The sequence below is a fragment of the Streptomyces sp. NPDC031265 genome (assembly GCF_055570295.1).
The window spans coordinates 86734-108369 of record NZ_JBVIHM010000006.1 but is presented as its reverse complement, the minus strand read 5'-3'; the positions used below and the strand labels follow the sequence as shown (position 1 = coordinate 108369).

Genomic DNA, 21636 nt, shown 5'->3' with positions numbered 1-21636 from the left:
GCGGCGCGGCGGAATCTAGGATGCGGTCATGTCCCTCCCGTACGCGATCCTGACCGCCCTGCTCGAAAAGCCCTCGTCGGGGCTTGAGCTGACCCGCCGGTTCGACAGGTCGTTCGGCTTCTTCTGGTCCGCGACGCACCAGCAGATCTACCGCGAGCTGGGCAAGCTGGAGCAGTCCGGGTCCATCCGCGCGCTGCCGTCCGAAGCCCCGGCGCGCGGCCAGAAGAAGGAGTACGAGGTCCTGCCCGCGGGCCGTGCGGAGCTCGCCGCGTGGGCGGCCGCCGGGCAGGAACCGCGCCCGATGCGGGACCCGCTGCTGCTGCGGATGCGGGCGGCGGCGGTGGTCGGCACGGACGGGCTCACCGCCGAGCTGCGCCGCCATCTCGATCTGCACGAGCAGCAGTTGGAGATGTACGAGGGGATCGAACGGCGGGACTTCCCGCCGGAGCGGGACAGCGAGCAGGACCGGCTGCGGCACCTGGTGCTGCGCGGCGGCATCGAGCTGGAGACGTTCTGGATCCGCTGGCTGACGCAGGCGCTGGATACGGTGGACGGGGAGGAGTGAGCCCGGCCCCGAGTGGCGGATGAACACCGCCCCACTGACGTTGTATTATGCAACTAGCCAGTGAGAGGACCAGCCGTGCCCAGCCGAGATCATTCGGTCACCACCATCCAGCGGGAGCTGACCGCGTTCGCCCGCCGCGCCCGGGCGGCCGCCGCGCGCATGCACCCCGAGCTGTCGCTGGTCTCCTTCACCCTGCTGTCCCACATGGAGGACCAGCAGGGGTGCCGCGCGACCGACCTCGCCGCGTACTACATGCTCGACAAGTCGACCATCAGCCGGCAGATCGCGGCCCTGGAGAAGCTGGGGTTCATCGAGCGCCGCACCGACCCGGCCGACCACCGCATCCAGCTGCTCCACCTCACCGCCGCCGGCACCGAGAAGCTCGCCGAGGCGGCGGTGCTGCGGCGGCACGCCTTCCACGAGCGGCTCGCGGACTGGGAGGAAGCCGACCTCGACCGGTTCGCCGCGTATCTGCTCCGCTACAACAGCACCGCCCCCGACGGGGCTTGACGCCTGCCGACCGCCGCGACCGCGGTGAGCAGCCGCTCCGGCCCCGAGTCCTTGAGCAGGAACCCCGAGGCGCCGGCCCGCAGCGCGGAGTACACGTACTCGTCGAGGTCGAACGTGGTGAGGACGAGGATGCGCGGCGCCGGGTCCTCGGCGTCCGCGAGGTCCGCCCGGTGGCGGTGGTGCCGTTCATCCCGGGCATCCGGATGTCCATCAGGATCACATGGGGGCGCATACGCGCCGCCTGGGTGACGGCCTCCTCGCCGTCGCTCGCCTCGCCGACGTATGGAGCCGCTCCCGGCCCGGAACCCCGCGAACAGCCAGACCGCGCCGAGGGCCCCGGCGCAGCTGATGGAGATGCGGGCGGGGCGGGTGGCGGCCACCGTGTAGCACGCGATCATCCCGCCGTACGTGCCGACGACCGGCCAGCTCCCCAGCGCGATGTAGAGCGTCCACGTCGCGATGGCGAAGAGGCAGACTCCCACCGGCGCCTTGGAACGGAAGGCGCACGCCATGTTGATGATCACGGCGAGCGCGTATCCGGCCAGGTCGGGCGGGGGTTGCCCCTGGCTGGACTCCCCCCGGCCCAGCAGCACGGCGACACCGTCTGTGCCAGCGCGACGAGTCCATCGGCGGCAACGGGGCGGATCCGCGTCACCGCAGCCTGATTGCAGGTCAGACGCGCGGCGTCAACCAGTCGCGGTGCACGGACTACCGCAGGGGTTGCAGACGGATCCACTCCTTCCGGAGCGGTTCGAAACCCGTTTGTCACCGCCGTCCGCCGATGTTGGAGTGGGCGCATGGACAACGAAGAAGTGCTGGCCCTGTTCGACCGGCAGATGCGCGAGACCTCGCCGCCCGACGGCCCCGGTGCCCGGGTCGAGCGCGCGGGCCGGGTCGTCCGGCAGGTCGGACCGGATCCCGTCTGGAACGGGATCCTCTGGTCGGACCTCGACGAGGCGTCCGCCGACCGCGAGATCGCCGAGCAGGTACGGCACTTCGCCTCGTCGGCCCGCGAGTTCGAGTGGAAGCTGTACGCGCACGACGCCCCGGGCGACCTCGGCGGGCGGCTGCTGGCGGCCGGGTTCACGGCCGAGCCCGCCGAGGCCCTGATGGTCGCGGAGACCAAGGACCAGCTCGGTGAGGTGGCGCTGCCCGAAGGCGTCGAGCTGGTGCCGGTGACCGACGCGGCCGGGGTCGCGCTGATGACGGCCGTCCACGAGCAGGCGTTCGGCGACGACGCCTCCAGGACCGCCCGGCGCATGGAGCTCCAGCTCGCCGAGGCCCCCGACACCCTGGTCGCGGTGGTGGCGATGGCGGACGGGGTGCCGGTGTGCGCGGCCCGGATGGAGCTGATTCCGGGTACGGAGTTCGCCGGGCTGTGGGGCGGCGGCACCACCGAGGCCTGGCGCGGCAAGGGCATCTACCGGGCGCTGGTCTCCTACCGCGCCCGCGTCGCCGCCGAGCGCGGCTACCGCTTCCTCCAGGTCGACGCCTCCGACCAGAGCGCCCCGATCCTGCGCCGCCTGGGCTTCTCGCGGCTGAGCACGACCACGCCGTACGTCCACCAGCCGTAGCCGGGGCGCCCGTTGGGGTCAGCGGGCGTAGACGGCGACGAAGTCGCGGGTGGCCTGGTTGTAGTAGCGCTCCGGGGGGTTCTCGAAGTCGAGGATGTTGGTGGGCGCGGGGTCGTCCGGGGTGCGGCTGCCGTCGTAGCTCATGAAGGACGGCCAGGCGCGGTTCATGTCCAGGGGCATGGCGCGGACCGCGCCCGCGCGCTCCATCAGCTCGGCGAGCGTACGGGCCGACAGGGCCTGGCCGACGACCATGATCACATCGCCCTCGGCGGTGACGCCGACGCCGGAGCGCGCCACGTACATCCTGCTCTGGTCGGTGGCGCCCCACTTGGCGTCGTTGTCGATGTCGGGCACCACCCGGCCGCCGTCGACCATCAGATCGAGGCACTGGCGCACCCCCACGACGTCCGGGGTCATCCGCACATCCCGTCCCCAGATACCGATGCGGATCGAGCCGTCGCGGTAGAAGACCTCGGAGGCGGCGCCGTCGCGGAGCTCGCCCGCGGTCTTCCCTGCGAGGTAGAAGCCGCCCCGGGAGCCGCCGTCGGTGATCTTGAAGCCGCCGTTCCATGACGCCACCAGGCCGGTGCGCTGCCCCTTGGGGATGCTGGGCGGGACGGCGAAGGACCCGCCCGGCTCGCGCAGTCCGGGGTGCAGCTGGAAGCGGGAGTCCTTGGCGCTGACCCAGGCGACGGCCGCCTCGTACGAGGTGTGGGCGCCGTCGGGGCGCAGATAGGTGCCCTGCACGATCGGTCGGCCGCGGGCCGAGACCAGTGCGCGCCAGACGCCTTCGCCCGCCAGCGCCGGGGCGACCAGCGGCCGCATCGGGGCCCTCAGCGGCGGCCCACCGCGCGCCGCGACCGGTGGGGCGACGGCGGCCTTGCGCATCCGGGCCAGCGACTCGCCGGGCAGCGACCCGCCGATCTTCGGCGGGTCCATCTCGTACTGGAGGTTCTCCAGCTCGTCGACGACGAAGCCCAGCTCGTGCTCGCGGGCCCAGCCCGCCAGGCGCGCGGCCGTGCTGTCGTCACCCGGATAGGTCAGGGCCTCGCGGACCGACCAGCCCACGGTCCCGGCGCCGAGCACGCACACCGCCAGCGTGGAGCGGACGGCCAGACGGCGCCGGCGCCGCTGGGGCGGCGTCAGATCGCGGCGGTGTCTCCACGGCAGCAGCCGGCGACGGGCCATGGCGCTCCCTCTCCGAGGTGGGGTTCCGGGCGGACACGCATCCGAAATGCCCAGATATGTGACTTCTTTCTGCTATAACCCGATCGCCGGTAACCTAATCAGCCATCACACTGGGCGGCATGGCCGAGAAGCGCAGCGCGGGGCTCCTCCTCTACCGGACCGCACCGAGCGGCGTCGAAGTGCTGATCGGGCACATGGGCGGACCGTTCTGGTCCGGCCGCGACGAGGCCGCCTGGTCGATCCCCAAGGGTGAGTACGGCCCGGAGGAGACGCCGGAGGCGGCGGCCCTGCGCGAGTTCGAGGAGGAGCTGGGCCTGCCCGCCCCCGAGGGCACCCGGGTGCCGCTCGGCGAGTCGCGGCAGGCCAATGGGAAGGTCGTGACGGTCTGGGCGGTCGAGGCCGACCTCGATCTGACGACTGTCGTGCCCGGCACCTTCACCATGGAGTGGCCCCGGGGCTCCGGCGTGCGGCAGGAGTTCCCGGAGATCGACCGCGTCGCCTGGCTCGCGCCGGAACAGGCGTCGGCCAGGCTGGTGGTGGGGCAGCGGGTCTTCCTCGACCGGCTGGCCGCGTACCTCCAGGGGCCGGGCCGGACCTGACGGCGGCAGGCCGCGCGCGGGGCGCGGCGGCGGTGGCCCGCGATGATCTCGGCGTAGTGGCGCCCGCTGCCCGCGCTGCGCACGGCGCTCGCGGACCGACTCCCGCCGGGCGTCCCCCTCTTCGTGGAGAACGGCGCCAAGACGCTCGGCCAGGCCGAGATGCGGTTCGGCGGCGGACGTGGTGCCCAGGACGCGGTGATCGTGCTGTTCGGCTCGGGCGTCGGCGCATGCATCGTCTCCGACGGGCAGATCTACGGGGGTGCGCACAGCAGCGCCGCGGAGTGGGGCCACACCACGGTCCACGTGCGCGGCCGCCGCTGCCGGTGCGGCGCGCCGGGTTGCCTGGAGGCGTACGCGGGGGCGGAGGCCCTGGTCGCGCGCTGGCGCGAGGCGGGCGCCAGCGTACGAGACGGCATCGCGGAGGAGACGGCGGTGTCGGCGCTGGTGGCGGCGGCGTATCCGGAGGCCGTGACGGAGGGCAGCGCCGAGGCGGACGCTTCTGCCGGAAGGGGCGGAAGCCGCCCCGCCCACGACCCCGTCGCGCGGGCCGTGCTCGACGAGACCGCCGAGTACCTCGGCGCCGGGCTCTCCGACCTCATCAACCTCTACAACCCCGAGCGCATCCTCATCGGCGGCTGGGCGGGGCTCCAACTCGGCCCGTACATCCTGGAGTCGGTGCGCGCGCACGCCACCGCGTACGCCCTGCGGCACCCCGTCGAGCGCGTCACCATCGAGCTCGGGCGGCTCGGCCCGGACGCGGTCACGGTCGGCGCCGCGCCCCTGCCGCCGGCCGACTTCTTCGCGCGCGGCGGCCGACGCGCCCCGGCCGACGAGGCGCCCGCCGTCCCCGAGCAGCCCGGCCGGCGGGCCTCGGTCGAGGAGCGCGCCGCCCGCTGAGCGACACACGGGGAGAGCGCCCCACCGGCGCGGGGGCGAGGAAGGGGGGAAGGGCGCCGCCGGATCAGGGCCCTGCGGGCGCGACCGAACCTGGCCCCCAACAACCGGTATGCGTACAACTCTTGACGTGTCGGTAGCACGGGAGAACCATCTGGGTGCAGTCAGAGAGCGCTCTCAGATTCCGTTCCTCACCCCCACGACCCGGATCGAGGCTCGATGCACGCTCCCCCCACCGGTTCGCCGGTGCCCCCCAGACCGTTCGCACACCCTCGGCGGCTCGCCGCGGCCGTGGCCGCCGCGCTGGTGGCCGCGCTGCTCCTGTTCGTCCCCGCGCCCCCCGCCCACGCCGATCCGCCGCCTCTCTCCCAGGGCCGGCCCGTCACCGTGTCCAGCCAGGAGAACGGCGGCACCCCGGCCGCCGCGGCCGTCGACGGGAACGACGGAACCCGCTGGTCGAGCGCGTTCTCCGATCCGCAGTGGATCCAGGTCGACCTCGGCGCCCCGGCCGCGCTCGGCAAGGTGGTCCTCAAGTGGGAGGCGGCGTACGCCAAGGCGTACCGCATCGAGCTCTCCACCGACGGCACCGCCTGGACCACGGCCTACTCCACGGCCGGCGGCCCCGGCGGCACCGAGACCCTGAGCATCTCGGGCACCGCCCGCTATGTACGGATGTACGGGACGGCCCGCGCCACCGGATACGGGTACTCCCTCTGGGAGTTCCAGGTGTTCGGCAGCAGCGGCTCCACCCTGCCCGGCGGCGGGGACCTGGGCCCCGACGTCCTGGTATTCGACCCGTCGACCCCCGACATCCAGGGCAAGCTCGACCAGGTGTTCCGGCAGCAGGAGTCGGCGCAGTTCGGCACCGGCCGCTACGCCCTTCTGTTCAAGCCCGGAACGTACAACGGCATCAATGCCAACCTCGGCTTCTACACGTCGATAGCGGGGCTCGGGCTCAACCCCGACGACACGACCTTCAACGGCGATGTGACCGTGGACGCGGGCTGGTTCAACGGCAACGCCACCCAGAACTTCTGGCGCTCCGCCGAGAACCTGGCGCTCAACCCGGTCAGCGGCACCGACCGCTGGGCGGTCGCGCAGGCCGCGCCGTTCCGGCGGATGCACGTGAAGGGCGGGCTCAATCTGGCCCCGAACGGCTACGGCTGGGCCAGCGGCGGCTATATCGCGGACAGCAGGATCGACGGCACGGTCGGCCCGTACTCGCAGCAGCAGTGGTACACCCGTGACAGCTCGGTGGGCGGCTGGACCAACGGCGTGTGGAACATGACCTTCTCCGGGGTGCGGGGCGCGCCCGCGCAGAGCTTCCCCACTCCCCCGTACACCACGCTCGACACCACACCGGTCTCGCGCGAGAAGCCGTTCCTCTACCTCGACGGCAACGACTACAAGGTGTTCGTGCCCGCGAAACGCACCGACGCGCGCGATGTCTCCTGGGGTTCGGGTGCGACGCCGGGCAGCTCGGTCCCGCTGAGCCGGTTCTACGTGGTGAAGCCCGGCGCGACCGCGGCGACCATCAACCAGGCGCTCGCCCAGGGCCTCAACCTGCTGTTCACGCCCGGGATCTACCACGTCGACCGGCCGATCGAGGTCACCCGGCCCGACACGGTGGTCCTGGGCCTCGGGCTCGCCACCATCGTGCCGGACAACGGCGTCACCGCGATGCGGGTCGCCGACGTCGACGGGGTGCGGCTCGCCGGGTTCCTCATCGACGCGGGGCCGGTGAACTCGCCCGTACTGCTCCAGGTCGGGCCGCCCGGGGCGAGCGCGAACCACGCGGCGGACCCGACGACCGTCCAGGACGTGTTCGTCCGGATCGGCGGGGCGGGCGCGGGCCGGGCGACCACCAGCATGGAGATCAACAGCAACCACACCATCGTCGACCACACCTGGCTGTGGCGCGCCGACCACGGCAGCGGCGTCGGCTGGGACACCAACCGGGCCGACTACGGTCTGACGGTCAACGGCGACGACGTCCTGGCCACGGGCCTGTTCGTCGAGCACTTCAACAAGTACGACGTGCGGTGGAACGGCGAGCGCGGCCGGACGGTCTTCTTCCAGAACGAGAAGTCATACGACGCGCCCAACCAGGCCGCGGTCCAGAACGGGGGCGTGCGCGGGTTCGCCGCGTACAAGGTGGCCGACTCGGTGACCACCCACGAGGGCTGGGGACTGGGCAGCTACTGCTACTACAACGTGGATCCGACGATCGTCCAGGACCACGGCTTCGAGGTGCCGGACCGGCCGGGCGTGCGGCTGCACGACCTGCTGGTGATCTCACTCGGCGGCCAGGGGCAGTACGCACACGTCGTCAACGGCACCGGGGCGCCCACCTCGGGCACCTCGACGACGCCGTCGACGTTGGTCTCGTATCCCTGAACTCCTCTGCCCCTGCGACACGCGACTGCGCCGGAGACCCGCCCGGGTCACCGGCGCAGTCACCACGGGGTGTGTGGCTCAGTGCCGGGCCGTGCGCCGCCGGCGCGCGGCCCAGACGATGCCGGCGCCCGCGACGAGCACCGCACCGCCCATACCGGCGACGAGCGGGGTGGAGCTCGACGAGCCGGTCTCCGCCAGGTTGGGGCTCGGCTGGGGCGCGGGGGCCGCCGCCGAGGACGTGCTGGGCGCGGGGGCGGGCTTGCTGGGCTTGGCCGACGGGGTCGGGGTCGGCTTCGGCGGCTTGGACGGCTTGGACGACGGGGTGGGCTTGGTCGGCGGCACCGTGTCGCACACAGGAGACGTCTTGGTCTCGTCGCGCGAGTACTGGTCCCCGTCGCCCGCCTTCACGATGAGCCGGAGCGTGAGCTCCTTGTCGTGGGCGGGGAGCTTGAGGGTCTTGTGGAACTCGCCCTTGAACTCCTCGGTGGGAAGCAGGTCCTTGCCGTCCGCCGTCTTGAGGGTCACCGTGTTGGTGGCCTCGTCGGAGTACCTGGTCAGGTCCACCGTGACGGCCGAGCAGGTCACCTTCCAGACCGGGGTGTGGGCCTGCGCGGGCACCGCGGTCAGGCCGACGCCGATGAGGCCCGCAGCGGCTGCCCCTATCAGCGCTCCACGACGACGCCCCGTTCCTCTGATTACGGTCACAGAATCCTCCACTGTTCCGCACCGCCGGATTGACGGTGCGCGCACAGTACCGCTCCCGTCCCACGACCGAGCAGCGGTCCCCCACATTCACTCCCGTAAGTCTTGCCCTGAGCAACGCTCACAACGGCTGACACAGGAAACTCGCCTACCGCACCGGCCCCACTGGGGATCGCCCACGCGGTAACTCGCCACCATAAGCGGGACTTTCAGGCGCTCATAGCGTCACCATTGGGCCATATCGCGCCTTTTCCAGGGAAGTTGAATTTCCTTCAACGAATCAGGAAAAGACGTCCCGGTCACGCCAGGACGGCAGCCACCAGGAAGCCTACCGAGAGAGCCTCCGACTCCATTTCAGGAATCCATCAACTGAATGAAGGGTTTCAGGCCGGGTGGCTCCGCGCGCCCTTGAATGGCGCCTTGTGGACTACCCGGGGGCAAGCAGACGATCGGTCTTCGTTCCTGTGCGGCAGCCGCCCCGGCGGCTGCCGCACATGTCTTCGAGGAGGTTCCTGTGGTGAACGACCGGATGTCCCTCAGCCCGGATGCGGCACGGCAACTCGCGAACGCCACCAAGACCACGCCGCAGATGCGCGGCATCACCCCGCGCTATCTGTTACGTGCGCTGCCCTGGGTGGACGTCGAGTCCGGGGTGTACCGCGTCAACCGGCGCCGCACCTTCGTCCTGGGCGACGACCGGATCACCACGTACACGGACAACGACGGCGCCAACCGCGTCGTTCCCGGCGACCTGCGGGAGATGCCGTATCTGCGCGACGCCGAGGACGCGCTCCTGACCGAGCTGGCCGGCGCCTTCACCGAGGTGTCCTTCGAGTCCGGTCAGGTCCTGGTGCAGAGCGGCGACCCGGCCGACCGGCTGTGGGTGATCGTGAGCGGCCGCGCCGAGAAGCGCATGACCGGCCGGTACGGCGAGGAGGCGCTGCTCGAAGTCATCGGCGACGGCCAGTTCTTCGACCTGGACAGCTGGACCCGGTCCGAGCCGATGCCGTACCGCGTGCAGGCGCTCACGCCCGGCGTGGCCCTGGTCGCGGAGCGCAGCGCGCTCGCCGCCCTGACCGACCGGGACGCCGGAGTGCGGGCCGCCATGGACGACTACTCCGCCGGGAACCACATGGTGCCGGGCGCCGAGGTGCCGGTGGACCTGTCCTCCGGCCATGTGGGCGAGCCGGATCTGCCGGGGACGTTCGTCGACTACGAGGACGCGCCGCGCGAGTACCACATGACGCTCGCGCAGACCGTGCTGCGCGTCCACACCCGCGTCGCGGACCTCTACAACGGGCCCATCGACCAGACCCGCGCCCAGTCCAACCTCACCGTGCAGGCGCTGCGCGAGCGGCAGGAGGCGGCGCTCCTCAACCACCCGGAGTTCGGCCTGTTCAACAACGTCTCGGCGGGGCAGCGCGTCCAGGCCCGCACCGGCTCGCCCACTCCGGACGACCTCGACGAACTGCTCGCCAAGGTCTGGAAGCAGCCCGGGTACTTCCTCGCGCACCCCCGGGCGATCGCCGCGTTCGGCCGCGAATGCACCCGGCGGGGCGTGCCCCCGGTCACCGACACCCGATTCGGCAGCCCGCTGCTCACCTGGCGCGGAGTGCCGCTGCTGCCGTCCGACAAGGTCCGGTTCACGGGCGGTGTGGGCTCCGGCACCACGGAGATCCTGCTGATGCGGATGGGCGAGGCCGAGCAGGGCGTGGTGGGCCTGCGCCCGTCGAACGTCCAGGACGAGCTCGAACCCGGGCTGGCGATGCGGAACATGGGCACCGACCAGAAGGGCATCACCTCGTACCTGATGACCGCGTACTTCAACACGGCCGTCCTGGTGGAGGACGCCGTCGCCGTCCTCCAGAACGTCGAGGTGTCCAACTACCATGACTATTCCTGACCTCACACGACAGGTGCCGTCGGTACCGGTGGCGGGGCTGCCCACGATGCCCCAGCAGGCCGCCGCGCCCGAGCAGCCGGCCGTCCCCGCGCAGCCGACCGCGCCCGAGCAACCGGCCGTGCCCGGACAGCCGGGGCTCCCCCGGCGGCCCTCGGTGCCGGGTGCCTACTCGGCCGAGACGGCCCGCCAGGACTTCCCCATCCTGCACCGCACGGTCAACGGCCGCCCGCTGGTCTGGCTGGACAACGGGGCGACGACGCAGAAGCCCCGCCAGGTCATCGAGGCACTCGGCGCGTACTACAGCGCCGCCAACTCCAACATCCACCGGGGCGCGCACACCATGGCCCGCGAGGCCACCGAGGCGTACGAGGCGGGGCGCGCGGCGGTCGCCGGGTTCCTGGGGGCGCCGGACCCCGACAGCATCGTGTTCGTGCGCGGCACCACGGAGGCGGTCAACCTGGTCGCCCAGAGCTGGGGCCGGGACAACCTCGGGCCCGGCGACGACATCCTCGTACCGGTCCTCGAACACCACTCCAACATCGTCCCCTGGCAGATGATCGCCAAGGAGACCCGGGCCCGGGTGGTGCCGGTTCCGCTGACGCCGGAAGGGGAGATCGACCAGTCCGCGTACGCGGACCTGCTCTCCTCGCGGACCCAGCTGGTCGCGCTCAGCCACGCCTCCAACGTCCTGGGCACCGTCCCGCCGGTGAAGGAGATGACCGCGCTCGCCCATCGGTACGGGGCGAAGGTGCTGGTGGACGGGGCGCAGGCGGTCGCCCACTTCCCGGTCGACGTGCAGGACCTGGACGCGGACTTCTACGCGTTCTCCGGGCACAAGCTGTTCGCCCCGACCGGCATCGGCGCCCTCTACGCCAAGCCGGAGGTCCTGGCGGGCATGCGGCCCTGGCAGGGCGGCGGCAACATGATCGACTCGGTGGGCTTCGGCCTCACCACCTTCGCGCCCGTCCCGCACCGCATGGAGGCCGGCACCGGCAACATCGGCGGTGTGGTGGGGCTGCTGGCCGCGCTGGACTGGCTGGGCTCCTTCGACCGCGACGCCGTCACGGCGTACGAGGAGGGGCTGATGGCCTACGCCCAGCAGGCCATGGCCACGGTGCCCGGTCTGGAGCTGGTGGGCGCCGCGCCCGAGAGGATCGCGGTGCTCACCTTCACCCTGGCGGGCCATGACCCGGCGGCCGTCGCCGACTGGCTGGACCGCGACGGCATCGCCGTCCGCGCGGGCCACCACTGCGCACAGCCCGCGCTCGCCCACTACGGACTGGAGTCGGCGGCCCGTGCCTCGCTGGCGCTCTACAACACGTCGGAGGAGGTGGATCAGCTGGTGGCGTCGCTGCGTCAGCTGCAACTGGCGTCCGGCTGACGGCTCTTGGCCCACGGCCAACAGGTGAAGGACGGCAGATTCAGCGTCTGTCGTCCGTCACCCGCATCGCCCGCCACGGCGGGCGATGCGCCTGCGTCGGGACGGTCGGCACCGGCGGCAGCGGCGCACCCAGCGAGTCGAGGCGGCGGCGCAGCAGCTGGTTCTCCACGTACAGGTCGGCCAGGACGCGGACCTTGGAGCGCACCGCCCACTGGTCCACCGGCTTCACCAGGAAGTCGGCGACGCCGAGGTGGTAGGCGCGGGCCGCGAGGTCGTCGTCGCGGCCGATGCCGGTGACCAGGATGACCGGCAGGTTCCGGGTGTGGTCCAGGCGCTTGAGGTACTCGACCACTTCGAGGCCGTTCATCTCCGGCATCAGCACATCGAGCAGGATCACCGCTATGCCGCCGCGCAGTACGGTCTTCAGCGCCTCGTCCCCGCTGCGGGCGCACACTATCGGGCGGCCCACGGGACGCAGCACGCTCTCCATGGCGAAGAGGTTGTCCTCGCGGTCGTCCACCACAAGGATCTTCCACGAACTGTCCACGTCCCAACCACACTCCCCTGCAGCCGGACTTTCACAGTAGTGCGCACCGGGGCCGGGCGCAGGAGGCCCCCGGTACCTGCCAACGGCATCTGCCCCCGCTGCCGAGGGGCCCGGTGGCGGGACGGCGGACATCTACGGGCGTCCGCCAGCGCAAACGGAAGCCCCGCCCGCGCCTCTTCGCCTCCCGGAGCTCTCCGCCTGCGAATAATTCGGCCGGTTGTGACTCCCTCTTTTGGCTCTTCTGCATGCCTCGGCGGAACGGCGGGCCGAGCCGGGCCCCCGGACAGGCCCTAGCGTGGGGGCATGGACGAGGCGCGCGGGGCAGCGGGGCCGAGCGGAGCGAAGGGGCCGTCGGCGGGCCCCGACGACCCCGAGTTCCCCGCCCGCCGGGCGCCGCGCTGCCGCAGTCTCGACGCGCTGGACGCGCAGGTGGTCCGGTGCCGGGCCTGTCCGCGCCTGGTGGCCTGGCGCGAGGAGGTCGCCGCGACCAAGCGGGCGGCGTTCAGGGACTGGGAGTACTGGGGGCGGCCGGTGCCCGGGTTCGGCCCGCCGGACGCGGCGCTCGCGGTGGTCGGCCTCGCCCCGGCCGCGCACGGCGGCAACCGGACCGGCCGGATGTTCACGGGGGACGCCTCCGGCGACTTCCTCTTCGCCGCGCTGCACACGGTGGGCCTGGCCTCCCAGGCCGAGGCCACGCACGCCGGGGACGGCCTCGAACTGCGGGGCGTACGGCTCGCCGCGCCCGTGCACTGCGCGCCGCCGGACAACAAGCCGACCCCTCAGGAGCGCGACAACTGCCGCCCGTGGCTGTCGGCCGAACTGGAGCTGCTGAGCCCGGGGTTGCGTACGGTCGTCGTACTCGGCGCGTTCGGCTGGCAGGCGCTGTTTCCGGTGCTGAGCGAAGCGGGCTGGCAAGTGCCGCGCCCCCGGCCGAAGTTCGGGCACGGCGTCCAGGTGACGCTGACCGCCTCGGACGAAAGCCGCCCGCCGCTGCATCTGCTCGGCTGCTACCACCCGAGCCGGCGCAACACCTCGACGGGACGGCTCACGCTCGCCATGCTCGTCGAGGTGTTCCGCGATGCCGCGCGCCTCTCGGGGCTCTGAACACACTCGTCGGACCGCTGAAACCGCCCACTTTGGTTGAACCTTGACCGAAAGACCGCCTCCCGGTGACCGCTCCCCGGGCTCTCACCTGCCCAAATCGCACCCGGAGCGGCCCGGGTGTGTGATGGAGGGGTTGGTCACAAGGGGTGGGAGCGACGAAAGGAGCCGGTATGCACACCGGACGGATACGTCGAGCGGCCGCCGCGACCCTGCTGTCGTGCGGTCTCGCCATGGGCACATTCGCCACCGCGGCAGCGGCGGCGCCGGTTCACGACCAGGGTGACGGCCACGACCGCGGCCGGGGCAGCGGCTGGTCGTGGGACACCCACATCAGCGGCTGGATCCGGGAAGACCACGGCGGCGGATGGCGCTGGGACGATCACCGCGACGGCCGGAACCGGGACGACCACAACAGGGATCACTCCAGGGACCACCACGACGGCGGCCGGGTCTGGGGCACGGTCACCTCGCGCATCGAGCTGAACGTCCGCGACAACCCGAGCCTCAACGCCGGGGTCGTCGTCAGCCTGAGCCCGGGCAGCCAGGAACGCATCGAGTGCAGGACCCACGGTGCGAACGTGAACGGAACCTCCACCTGGTACTGGCTGAGCGGTGCCCGCGGCTGGGCCAGCGCGGCGTTCATGCAGGCCGGCGGGGACGTGCCGAACTGCTAGCAGCGAGGCCGCGGCCTTCGTTGCGGTCGCGTGAACAGTGCGTACGCCCGGGAATAGCGACACCGGGATCGACCTTGGAGCTGCTGAGAGCGAGGAGTCAGCAGATGCCCAAGGCGTACGCGTACACCCGCAACGGCGGGCCGGAGACCGAGGCGTTCATCGAGCGGGACCGGCCGCGTCCGGGCCCCGGCCAGCTGCTGGTCGCGGTCCGGGCGGCCGGGGTGAACCCGGTCGACTGGAAGCTGCGCAACGGCCTCCGCAGGCCCGGGGCGCCGGAGCCGGAGCTGCCTGGCGTGTTCGGCAGCGAGGTCGCGGGCGTGGTGGCGGAGCTGGGTCCCGGGGTGACGGGGTTCGCCGTCGGGGACGCCGTCTTCGGCAGTCCGGTGGGCGGCGGTTACGCGGAGTACGCGCTGCTGCCGGTCCCGGTGGCCGCTCACAAGCCGGAGGGCCTGGCGTTCACGGACGCGGCGACCCTGCCGGTGGCCGCGGCGACCGCGTACGACGGTGTGCGCCAGCTGGATCTGCCCGCCGGGGCGACGCTGCTGGTCACCGGGGTCGGCGGCGGGGTGGGCGTGGCCGTCGCCCAACTGGCCCGGGCCTTCGGGGTGCGGGTGGTGGGCACGGCGAGCGAGGGCAAGAAGGAGTTCGTCGAGGCGCTGGGCGCGGTGCACGTGTCCTCGGCGGGCGACGGGCTCGCCGAGCGCGTCCGGGCGGCGGCGCCTGACTGTGTCGACGCGCTCTTCGACCTCGTCGGCGGCGAGGTCCTGGAGACGGTCGCCGCGCTCGTCGACGACCGTACGAAGCTGATCACGGCGGCCGACGCGCCCGGGGCCGCCCGGCTCGGCGGCTCGCCGGTCCGGCGGGCCCGCACGGCCGCGGTGCTCGACGAGGTGGCGCGGCTCGTGGTGAGCGGGGCGCTGCGCCCGTTCGTGACGGCGACGTTCCCGCTGGAGCGCGCGTCCGAGGCGCTGCGCGCGGTCGAGGACGGCCATGCGCGCGGCAAGGTCGTGATCGAGGTGGCGGCGTGAGCGCACCGCACCCCCTCGACAACCCTGCCCGTACCTCCCTCACCGGGCCGCACTCCCACTTCTCCGAGCGGCTGGGGCGGGTACTGCGCTATCCGCCCGGGGTGACGCCGTGGCTGGCGCTCTCGGACGATCCGGGGCCCGAGGACTGGGCCGACGTCGCCGCGCTGGCGGGCCCCGGCAACGAGGTGCCGCTGCTCGGGGTGAGCCATCTGCCACCTCCGGGATGGAAGTTGACGTTCGAGGCGGACGGGGTGCAGCTGGTGGACGACGGGGTGGCCGCCCGGCCGTTCGCCGAGGCGGTCACGCTGACCGCCGCCGACGTGCCCGAGATGATGGAGCTGGTGGAGCGGACCCGGCCGGGCCCGTTCCTGCCGCGCACGATCGAGCTCGGCACCTATCTGGGCGTGCGCAGGGACGGCGTCCTGGTGGCGATGGCGGGCGAGCGGCTGCACCCGCCCGGCTGGACGGAGATCAGCGCGGTCTGCACCGACGACGCCTTCCGCGGCCAGGGCCTGGGCACCCGGCTGATCCTGGCGGTCGCGGCGAACATCCGGGACCGGGGCGAGCGCCCCTTCCTGCACACGGGCGCACGCAACACCGGCGCCATCCGCCTCTACGAGTCCCTGGGCTTCCGGCTCCGCCGTACCACCCGGTTCATGGCGGCCCGGGTGCCGGAGGACGAACTGGCAAGTTTCACAAGATCACTTCACTCGATCGAGTGATGAAACGGTCGTGTGAATTGTTTCTGCACCTGTGGCGCTCCGGCTAGCGTCTAACGTTCCCCCCGGCGGCCCAAGCCCCCGGCCGTCACACCCACGCTGCCTTTGGGGGAGAGATTGTGCTCCGCGACGAATTCGTCGACGACGGTCCGCGCGAGCTCGTGCCGGCCTCCCGCCCGCACCACGAGCGGCCGCTCCTGAAGGTCCACACACGGGCCGGAGTGACCGTCGTCGAGCTGCACGGCGAGATCGACATCCAAGCCGTCCAGGCGCTGCGGCCGCGCCTGGACACCCTCACCGGGGACGGGGTGGGTGCGCTGGCCGTGGACCTGCGCCCCATCCGGTTCCTGGACTGCTCCGGCCTCGCCCTGCTGGTGCGGGCCCACCGGAGGGTGACCGAGCGGGGCGGTTCCTGGGCGCTCGTCTGCGACCATCCGCTGACCCTGCGGATCCTGCGGATCACCGCCCTCACGGCCGTCCTGGGGCCTGCTCCCACGCTGGAGCAGGCCCTGGACTCCCTCAGACCCCCGGACGGGTCCGCGTCAGACGGAGGGTGACCAGCTCGAAGGGCCGCAGCGCCAACCGCACCACCCCGTCGGCCAGTTCGGGCGGAGTGCCCTCGGCGAGCGGCCGCTCCAGCAGGTCGGTCGCCGCCACCGCGTCCGCCTCGAAGCCCGGGGTGACCCGGGCCCGGGCCCGGCCGCCCCGCGACTCGTAGAGCCGTACGACCACGTCTCCGCTCCCGTCGTCCGCGAGCTTCACCGCGCTGACGACCACCGCGTCGTCGTCGACCGTCACCAGCGGCGCCACCTCGGCGCCGCCCGCGACCCGCCGCTCCGGCAGATTGACGCGGTAGCCCTCGCGCACCGCGTCACCGATCGTGGCTCCGGGGACGAGCGCGTGCCGGAAGCGGTGCAGCCCCTGGTCGGTCTCGGGGTCGGGGAAGCGCGGGGCGCGCAGCAGCGAGACCCGGACCGTGGTGGTCGTGCCCGGGCCCTCGGCGGCGTCGCGCACGGTCCGGGTCACGTCGTGGCCGTACGTCGAGTCGTTGACGAGGGCGACGCCCCAGCCCGGCTCCTCCAGATGGACGAAGCGGTGGTTGCAGGCCTCGAACTTGGCCGCCTCCCAGCTGGTGTTGGTGTGGGTCGGCCGGTGGACGTGGCCGAACTGGGTCTCCGACGCGTACCGCTCGGCGTGGATGTCCAGGGGGAACGCGGCCTTCAGGAACTTCTCGGTCTCGTGCCAGTCGACCTCGGTGTCGATGTCGAGCCGCTTGGCACCGGGGGCGAGACTCAGCAGCTGGGTGACCCTGGAGTCGCCGAAGCTCCGCACGATCCTGACGGCGGCCACGCCCGCGTCCTCCACCGCCACGAGCTGGTCGAGGTCCGTCAGATCCGTCACCGTGTTGCGGTAGAACGCGTCCACGTCCCACGCGTCCCACATGTTCGGGAAGTCGGGGTGGATCTGGAGCAGGTTCGCGGCCTTGCCGGGGGCGACCGTCTCGCGCCCGGCGCCGATGTCGTACGCGGACACCACGAGCCCCCGGGCGTCGATCTCCACCGAGAGGAGTCCGTTGTCCAGGACGAAGCCGCCGCCCTCGCGCGGGGCGGCGCGACTCACGCCCGTACGGAGAGCGGGTGCGGCCGCGCCCGCCGCCACCCCGTCGCGCGCGTGGGGCGCGGAGTTGAAGACCAGGGTGGCCCCCGAGGCGCTCTCGCCCGCGAGCACCCGCTGCGAGCCGTCGATGATCGCGTTCAGCTCCTGGGCGACCGCCGCATAGGTCTTCTCCGCCTCCCGGTGCACCCAGGCGATGGAGGATCCGGGCAGGATGTCGTGGAACTGGTGCAGCAGCACCGTCTTCCAGATCCGGTCCAACTGCTCGTACGGATAAGGGAATCCGGCCCGCACGGCGGCCGTCGCGGCCCACAGCTCGGCCTCGCGCAGCAGGTGCTCGCTGCGCCGGTTGCCCTGCTTGGTCTTCGCCTGGCTGGTCAGCGTGGCGCGGTGCAGCTCCAGATAGAGCTCGCCCACCCACACCGGCGCGTTCGGGTACTCCGCCTGCGCCTTGGCGAAGAACTCGGCGGGGCTCTCCCATGCCACGGTCGCCGACCCCTCCAGGCTCCGCAGCCGGGCCGCCTTGGCGACCATCTCCCGGGTGGTGCCGCCGCCCCCGTCGCCCCAGCCGGTCGGGGCCAGCGAGTGCCGGGCATGGCCCTTGTCCTTGAAGTTGCGGGCCGCGTGGGCGATCTCGCTGCCCTTCATCGAGCAGTTGTAGGTGTCGACCGGCGGGAAGTGGGTGAAGATCCGGGTGCCGTCGATGCCCTCCCACTGGAAGGTGTGGTGGGGGAACTTGTTGGTCTGGCTCCAGGAGATCTTCTGGGTGAGCAGCCACTTGGCGCCCGCCGCCTTGATGATCTGCGGCAGACCGGCGGCGAAGCCGAAGGTGTCGGGCAGCCAGGCCTCGTCGTTCTCGACGCCGAACTCGTCGAGGAAGAACCGCTTGCCGTGCACGAACTGACGGGCCATCGCCTCAGAGCCCGGCATGTTGGTGTCGGACTCCACCCACATCCCGCCCGCGGGCACGAACCGACCGTCCGAGACGGCTTTCTTCACGCGCGCGTACACCTCGGGCCGGTGCTCCTTGATCCAGGCGAACTGCTGCGCCTGCGACATGGTGAAGACGAAGTCCGGCTCGTCCTCCAGGAGCGCCGTCATGTTCGACGTCGTACGGGCCACCTTGCGCACGGTCTCGCGCAGCGGCCACAGCCACGCCGAGTCGATGTGCGCGTGCCCCACGGCGCTGATGCGGTGGGCGGTGGGCCCGGCCGGAACGGCCAGCACACCGGCGAGCTCGGCACGGGCCGCCGCGGCACTGCCGTTCACGTCCTGGAGGTCCACCGCGTCGAGGGCGCGGCCGATCGCCCGCAGGATGTCCCAGCGCCGGGCGCCCTCGACCGGAAGCTCGTGCATCAGCTCGCCCAGCACCTCCAGGTCGAGGACCAGCTGCCACACCGTCTCGTCGAAGACCGCGAGGTCCATCCGGGCCAGCCGGTACTGCGGCGCGCTGCCCGCGGTCTCCTTGTCGCCGAGGGTGGTCGGAACGAAGGGGTGGTAGTCGAGGATCACGGGGTTGGACGCGGCCTCGATGTGCAGCCGCACCTCCTCGCCGCCCGCGACCGGCGCACCGATCCGCACCCACTGGTTGCGCGGGTTGAGGCCCTTCACCGGGGTGCCGTCGGGGCGGTAGACGAGGCCCTCGCACTGGAAGCCCGGCATGTTCTCGTCGAAGCCGAGGTCGAGGAGCGCCTCGACGGTCTTCCCGGCCCATCCGGCCGGTACGGTCCCGGTCACCCGGAACCAGCTGGTGCCCCACGGCGCACCCCAGGCGTCCCCGACCGCGATCGGCTCGGGGACGCCGGCCAGCCCCTCGGCGACCGGGACGGGCTCGCCCGGCGCGTGCCACACCGCCACTTCCAGCGGGACGGATTCGGGGTACACGGCGGGACGGATGCGCTCGTCGAGCACTCGCCTGAGGCGGGCTTCGACCAGGCTGCGGTCGTCATGCATGAGGGTCTGCTCCGTGGGGTCGAGGTCGTGCGAAGTGCGGATACCAGGGGTGAACGGGTTACCAGTGGTGGACGGTGGAGACGGCTGCGGAGGCTGCGTACAGCTCGTTGGCGGCCCGTATCTCGAACCGCGCCGACCGCTCGCCTCCTTCCGGCTTCAGTGCGGGAACGAAGAAGGCATTCCCGCACGTTCCCCCGAGGAAGCGGCGGCTTCCCCCGGGCAGCACCCGGTGCAGCTCGTAGTGGCGCACCGCGCCTGGCGCCCGGCCCCACGCGAAGCGCAGCGAGGTGCCCTCGGCGCCGGTCGCGGAGCCGGTGACGCGCAGCCGGGTCGGTGCGGCCGGCCTCGTGGCCGCCGTGTCGCGTACCGCCAGCGCGCCCAGGCGCCACTTGGCGCGCCCCTCGGCGGTGAGCCGGACGCCGAGCGAACGGGCCGTCCCGGAGAGGGAGTGCAGACGCAGGGTCGCGGTGGTCCAGCCGGCGCCGCCGGCCCGCAGTCTGCCCGCCGGGATGTAGGTGTACGGGACCGGGTCGCCGGGTTCGGCGGGCTCGCGCAGGGCGACCGCGAGTTCGACGGTGACCGTGCCCTCGTCGGCCCGGTGGGTGAGCTCGACGACCGTGGAGCGGGACAGGGGCAGCCGGGTCGCGTGGAGCTCGACCGTGGCGGGGGCGTCGAAGTCGCCGTCGACCAGGAGGCTGGACCCGCCGCGCCAGGCGTCGGCGAAGTCGAAGGCCACGTCCGGGCGGCGCCCGCCCGTGCGGACCACCCAGCGCCGGCCCGGGAGCCGGTCCTGGAGGCCGAGGTGGTTCCACTCGGCGGCCGAGGTCACCTCGCCGTCCTCGTACCAGCGCAGGCCGTGCCCGGTGTTGAAGGTGGTGGCGAACGGCAGCCGGTCGACCGTCGAACGGTCCGCGACCACCGTCGCCGGGGCGCGCCAGCCGTCCATGTCCGGCTGGGCCGGGTCGAGCGAACGGCCGGTCCAGAACCGGTCGTCGGCCGCGTGGAACTGCGCCGGGGTGCGGCCCGCGGGCAGGTGGTTGCGGGTCCACTCGGGCCGGTAGAGGCCGTACGAGACGGTGTGCGCCCGGTCGCGGGGCACGATCGCGTCCCAGTCCACGGAGCTGTCCCACCCATGGGCCTCGACGTCGACGCCCGCCCACAGCTCGTAGCGGCCGCGGCCGAGCCGCCCCGCGAGGTCGCCGGAGGACGCGAGGGTCTCGGCGGACCACCGGAAATCCACGAACATCGAGTCGGCGCTGCGGAAGAAGTCCTGGTTCCGGTCGTTCAGCGCACCCTGCCAGCCCACCGACCCGCCGACGGTCATCGCGTCGTACCAGGTGATCCGCAGCCCGGCGGCCTCGCTGCGGGCCTTGAGGTCCCGTACGAAGGCGAGCATGTCGGCGCCGAGGGCCGCGTCGCCGCCGTCGGTCTCGGCGTTGACGAACCAGCCGTCGAAGCCGTGCGCGCCCGCGACCTCGACGAGCTTCGCGGCGAGCGGGAAGCGTCCGAGCGAGTCGCGCCGCACCAGGTCGCGGGTCCAGCGCAGCTCGCCGCCCCAGGCGGTCGGCGGCAGGAAGACGGTGCCGAGCACGGGCACGCCGTTGCGGTGGGCCGCGTCCACGATCGGGGCGTTGGGCGCCAGGATCAGCCCCTCCCCCGCCGAACCGCCCCAGAAGACCAGCTCGTCGAGGTAGGCCCAGTGGGTGAGCGCGTAGCAGTCGGCGGTGGCCGCGCCCTGGGACGGGTTGCCCGCGGTGTGCTCGAAGGAGACGAGCGCCTGAATACGGGCCTGCCCGGCCCGCGCGGTCCGGTTCACCGCCACCGGCGTGAACCGCCGGGCGAGCGGTACGGTCGCGCGGTTGAAGGCCAGATCCCGGTCGTCCTCGGCCCGCCACTCCTTGAGACTCCGCCAGGTGATGCCGGTCCCCGGGGTGCCGGAGGGCAGCGAGTCCGGGTACCAGTACGAGGCATACGGCTGAAGGTCGACGGGCCCTCCCTCCGCGGCCCGGGCGGCGACGGACGGGACGACAACAGCGGCAGCCGTCCCGGCCCCCGCGAGGACGACGGCGCGACGGGTGGGCCCGGAGAGGTACTGGGGCATGGTGTTCTCCGTTTCGGGTCGGGGGTTTGTGTGGCCCTGTCGGGCCGGGGGTCGTGCTGGGCTGAGCAGGTCGCTCTATCAGGCCGAGGGATCACTCCGGGCTGGGCGCGTCGCCCCACTTGGCCGGGGCTTGGTGCAGTGCTGAGCACACGTCACCCCATCGAGCCGTGGTTTCGTGCCGGC

General features: G+C 72.5%; 18 protein-coding genes and 1 pseudogene. 13 read left to right on the top strand and 6 right to left on the bottom strand.

What is annotated here, in order from left to right:
• Positions 1-28 precede the first annotated feature (28 nt).
• Both ACZ499_RS12270 and ACZ499_RS12265 read left to right on the top strand, forming a co-directional pair.
• Positions 29-565, top strand: a complete 537-nt coding sequence (locus ACZ499_RS12270; protein ID WP_468674246.1) for a PadR family transcriptional regulator — start codon at positions 29-31, stop codon at positions 563-565.
• A gap of 75 nt (positions 566-640) precedes the next feature.
• The gene (locus ACZ499_RS12265) at positions 641-1075 is read left to right on the top strand and encodes a MarR family winged helix-turn-helix transcriptional regulator (protein ID WP_468674245.1); all 435 of its coding nucleotides are present in this window, start codon (positions 641-643) and stop codon (positions 1073-1075) included.
• A gap of 8 nt (positions 1076-1083) precedes the next feature.
• On the opposite strand, the pseudogene ACZ499_RS12260 reads toward ACZ499_RS12265, so the two are convergent.
• Positions 1084-1355: pseudogene (locus tag ACZ499_RS12260) on the bottom strand (response regulator); the annotation flags it as partial.
• Between the two features lie 517 nt (positions 1356-1872).
• Between ACZ499_RS12260 and ACZ499_RS12255 the strand changes: the two are divergent.
• Positions 1873-2649 (top strand): GNAT family N-acetyltransferase, encoded by a 777-nt coding sequence (locus ACZ499_RS12255; protein ID WP_468674243.1) that lies wholly within the window; start codon positions 1873-1875, stop codon positions 2647-2649.
• An 18-nt stretch (positions 2650-2667) separates the two neighbouring features.
• On the opposite strand, the gene ACZ499_RS12250 is transcribed toward ACZ499_RS12255, so the two are convergent.
• A complete protein-coding gene (locus tag ACZ499_RS12250; RefSeq protein WP_468674241.1) occupies positions 2668-3837 on the bottom strand; it encodes a phosphodiester glycosidase family protein in 1170 nt (389 codons plus the stop codon).
• A gap of 119 nt (positions 3838-3956) precedes the next feature.
• On the opposite strand from ACZ499_RS12250, the gene ACZ499_RS12245 reads away from it, so the two are divergent.
• From ACZ499_RS12245 to ACZ499_RS12235, 3 genes are all read left to right on the top strand, one after another.
• Positions 3957-4436 carry an NUDIX hydrolase gene (locus ACZ499_RS12245; RefSeq protein WP_468674239.1) on the top strand — a complete coding sequence of 160 codons (480 nt, stop codon included), beginning with the start codon at positions 3957-3959 and terminating at the stop codon, positions 4434-4436.
• Positions 4437-4559: 123 nt separating this feature from the next.
• Positions 4560-5333, top strand: a complete 774-nt coding sequence (locus ACZ499_RS12240) for an ROK family protein (protein WP_468674237.1) — start codon at positions 4560-4562, stop codon at positions 5331-5333.
• A 216-nt stretch (positions 5334-5549) separates the two neighbouring features.
• Positions 5550-7727 (top strand): discoidin domain-containing protein, encoded by a 2178-nt coding sequence (locus tag ACZ499_RS12235; protein ID WP_468674235.1) that lies wholly within the window; start codon positions 5550-5552, stop codon positions 7725-7727.
• 78 nt (positions 7728-7805) lie between these two features.
• Here ACZ499_RS12235 and ACZ499_RS12230 read toward each other — a convergent pair whose 3' ends face one another.
• Entirely contained in the window at positions 7806-8432 is a 627-nt protein-coding gene (locus tag ACZ499_RS12230) for an LAETG motif-containing sortase-dependent surface protein (protein WP_468674233.1), read from the bottom strand.
• Positions 8433-8946: 514 nt separating this feature from the next.
• On the opposite strand from ACZ499_RS12230, the gene ACZ499_RS12225 reads away from it, so the two are divergent.
• Together ACZ499_RS12225 and ACZ499_RS12220 are read left to right on the top strand one after the other, a co-directional pair.
• Positions 8947-10332 (top strand): family 2B encapsulin nanocompartment shell protein, encoded by a 1386-nt coding sequence (locus ACZ499_RS12225; RefSeq protein WP_468674232.1) that lies wholly within the window; start codon positions 8947-8949, stop codon positions 10330-10332.
• A complete protein-coding gene (locus ACZ499_RS12220) occupies positions 10319-11713 on the top strand; it encodes a SufS family cysteine desulfurase (RefSeq protein WP_468674230.1) in 1395 nt (464 codons plus the stop codon). The genes ACZ499_RS12225 and ACZ499_RS12220 overlap by 14 nt, the downstream gene beginning before the upstream one ends.
• 40 nt (positions 11714-11753) lie before the next feature.
• Here ACZ499_RS12220 and ACZ499_RS12215 read toward each other — a convergent pair whose 3' ends face one another.
• Entirely contained in the window at positions 11754-12260 is a 507-nt protein-coding gene (locus tag ACZ499_RS12215; RefSeq protein WP_468674227.1) for a response regulator, read from the bottom strand.
• Between the two features lie 303 nt (positions 12261-12563).
• On the opposite strand from ACZ499_RS12215, the gene ACZ499_RS12210 reads away from it, so the two are divergent.
• The 5 genes from ACZ499_RS12210 to ACZ499_RS12190 all read left to right on the top strand — a co-directional run bounded on the left by ACZ499_RS12210 (position 12564) and on the right by ACZ499_RS12190 (position 16342).
• Positions 12564-13364 (top strand): uracil-DNA glycosylase, encoded by an 801-nt coding sequence (locus ACZ499_RS12210; protein WP_468674225.1) that lies wholly within the window; start codon positions 12564-12566, stop codon positions 13362-13364.
• 170 nt (positions 13365-13534) lie between these two features.
• Positions 13535-14038, top strand: coding sequence for a hypothetical protein (locus tag ACZ499_RS12205; RefSeq protein ID WP_468674223.1), 504 nt, complete (start codon positions 13535-13537; stop codon positions 14036-14038).
• 104 nt (positions 14039-14142) lie between these two features.
• Positions 14143-15066 (top strand): NADP-dependent oxidoreductase, encoded by a 924-nt coding sequence (locus ACZ499_RS12200; RefSeq protein ID WP_468674222.1) that lies wholly within the window; start codon positions 14143-14145, stop codon positions 15064-15066.
• Positions 15063-15788 carry a GNAT family N-acetyltransferase gene (locus tag ACZ499_RS12195; protein WP_468674219.1) on the top strand — a complete coding sequence of 242 codons (726 nt, stop codon included), beginning with the start codon at positions 15063-15065 and terminating at the stop codon, positions 15786-15788. Before ACZ499_RS12200 ends, ACZ499_RS12195 begins: the two co-directional genes overlap by 4 nt.
• Before the next feature lie 116 nt (positions 15789-15904).
• The gene (locus ACZ499_RS12190) at positions 15905-16342 is read left to right on the top strand and encodes an STAS domain-containing protein (protein ID WP_468674216.1); all 438 of its coding nucleotides are present in this window, start codon (positions 15905-15907) and stop codon (positions 16340-16342) included.
• Here ACZ499_RS12190 and ACZ499_RS12185 read toward each other — a convergent pair.
• Entirely contained in the window at positions 16305-19352 is a 3048-nt protein-coding gene (locus ACZ499_RS12185) for an alpha-mannosidase (protein WP_468674213.1), read from the bottom strand. The two genes, ACZ499_RS12190 and ACZ499_RS12185, sit on opposite strands and share 38 nt — an antisense overlap.
• Positions 19353-19410: 58 nt before the next feature.
• The gene (locus tag ACZ499_RS12180) at positions 19411-21453 is read right to left on the bottom strand and encodes an endo-beta-N-acetylglucosaminidase (RefSeq protein WP_468674211.1); all 2043 of its coding nucleotides are present in this window, start codon (positions 21451-21453) and stop codon (positions 19411-19413) included.
• Positions 21454-21636 lie beyond the last annotated feature (183 nt).

Coding starts and splice junctions, on each gene's coding strand:
- ACZ499_RS12180 (WP_468674211.1), bottom strand. CDS start 21,453: ATGCCCCAGTACCTCTCCGGGCCCACCCGTCGCGCCGTCGTCCTCGCG.
- ACZ499_RS12235 (WP_468674235.1), top strand. CDS start 5,550: ATGCACGCTCCCCCCACCGGTTCGCCGGTGCCCCCCAGACCGTTCGCA.
- ACZ499_RS12270 (WP_468674246.1), top strand. CDS start 29: ATGTCCCTCCCGTACGCGATCCTGACCGCCCTGCTCGAAAAGCCCTCG.
- ACZ499_RS12185 (WP_468674213.1), bottom strand. CDS start 19,352: ATGCATGACGACCGCAGCCTGGTCGAAGCCCGCCTCAGGCGAGTGCTC.
- ACZ499_RS12245 (WP_468674239.1), top strand. CDS start 3,957: ATGGCCGAGAAGCGCAGCGCGGGGCTCCTCCTCTACCGGACCGCACCG.
- ACZ499_RS12205 (WP_468674223.1), top strand. CDS start 13,535: ATGCACACCGGACGGATACGTCGAGCGGCCGCCGCGACCCTGCTGTCG.
- ACZ499_RS12255 (WP_468674243.1), top strand. CDS start 1,873: ATGGACAACGAAGAAGTGCTGGCCCTGTTCGACCGGCAGATGCGCGAG.
- ACZ499_RS12250 (WP_468674241.1), bottom strand. CDS start 3,837: ATGGCCCGTCGCCGGCTGCTGCCGTGGAGACACCGCCGCGATCTGACG.
- ACZ499_RS12210 (WP_468674225.1), top strand. CDS start 12,564: ATGGACGAGGCGCGCGGGGCAGCGGGGCCGAGCGGAGCGAAGGGGCCG.
- ACZ499_RS12220 (WP_468674230.1), top strand. CDS start 10,319: ATGACTATTCCTGACCTCACACGACAGGTGCCGTCGGTACCGGTGGCG.
- ACZ499_RS12200 (WP_468674222.1), top strand. CDS start 14,143: ATGCCCAAGGCGTACGCGTACACCCGCAACGGCGGGCCGGAGACCGAG.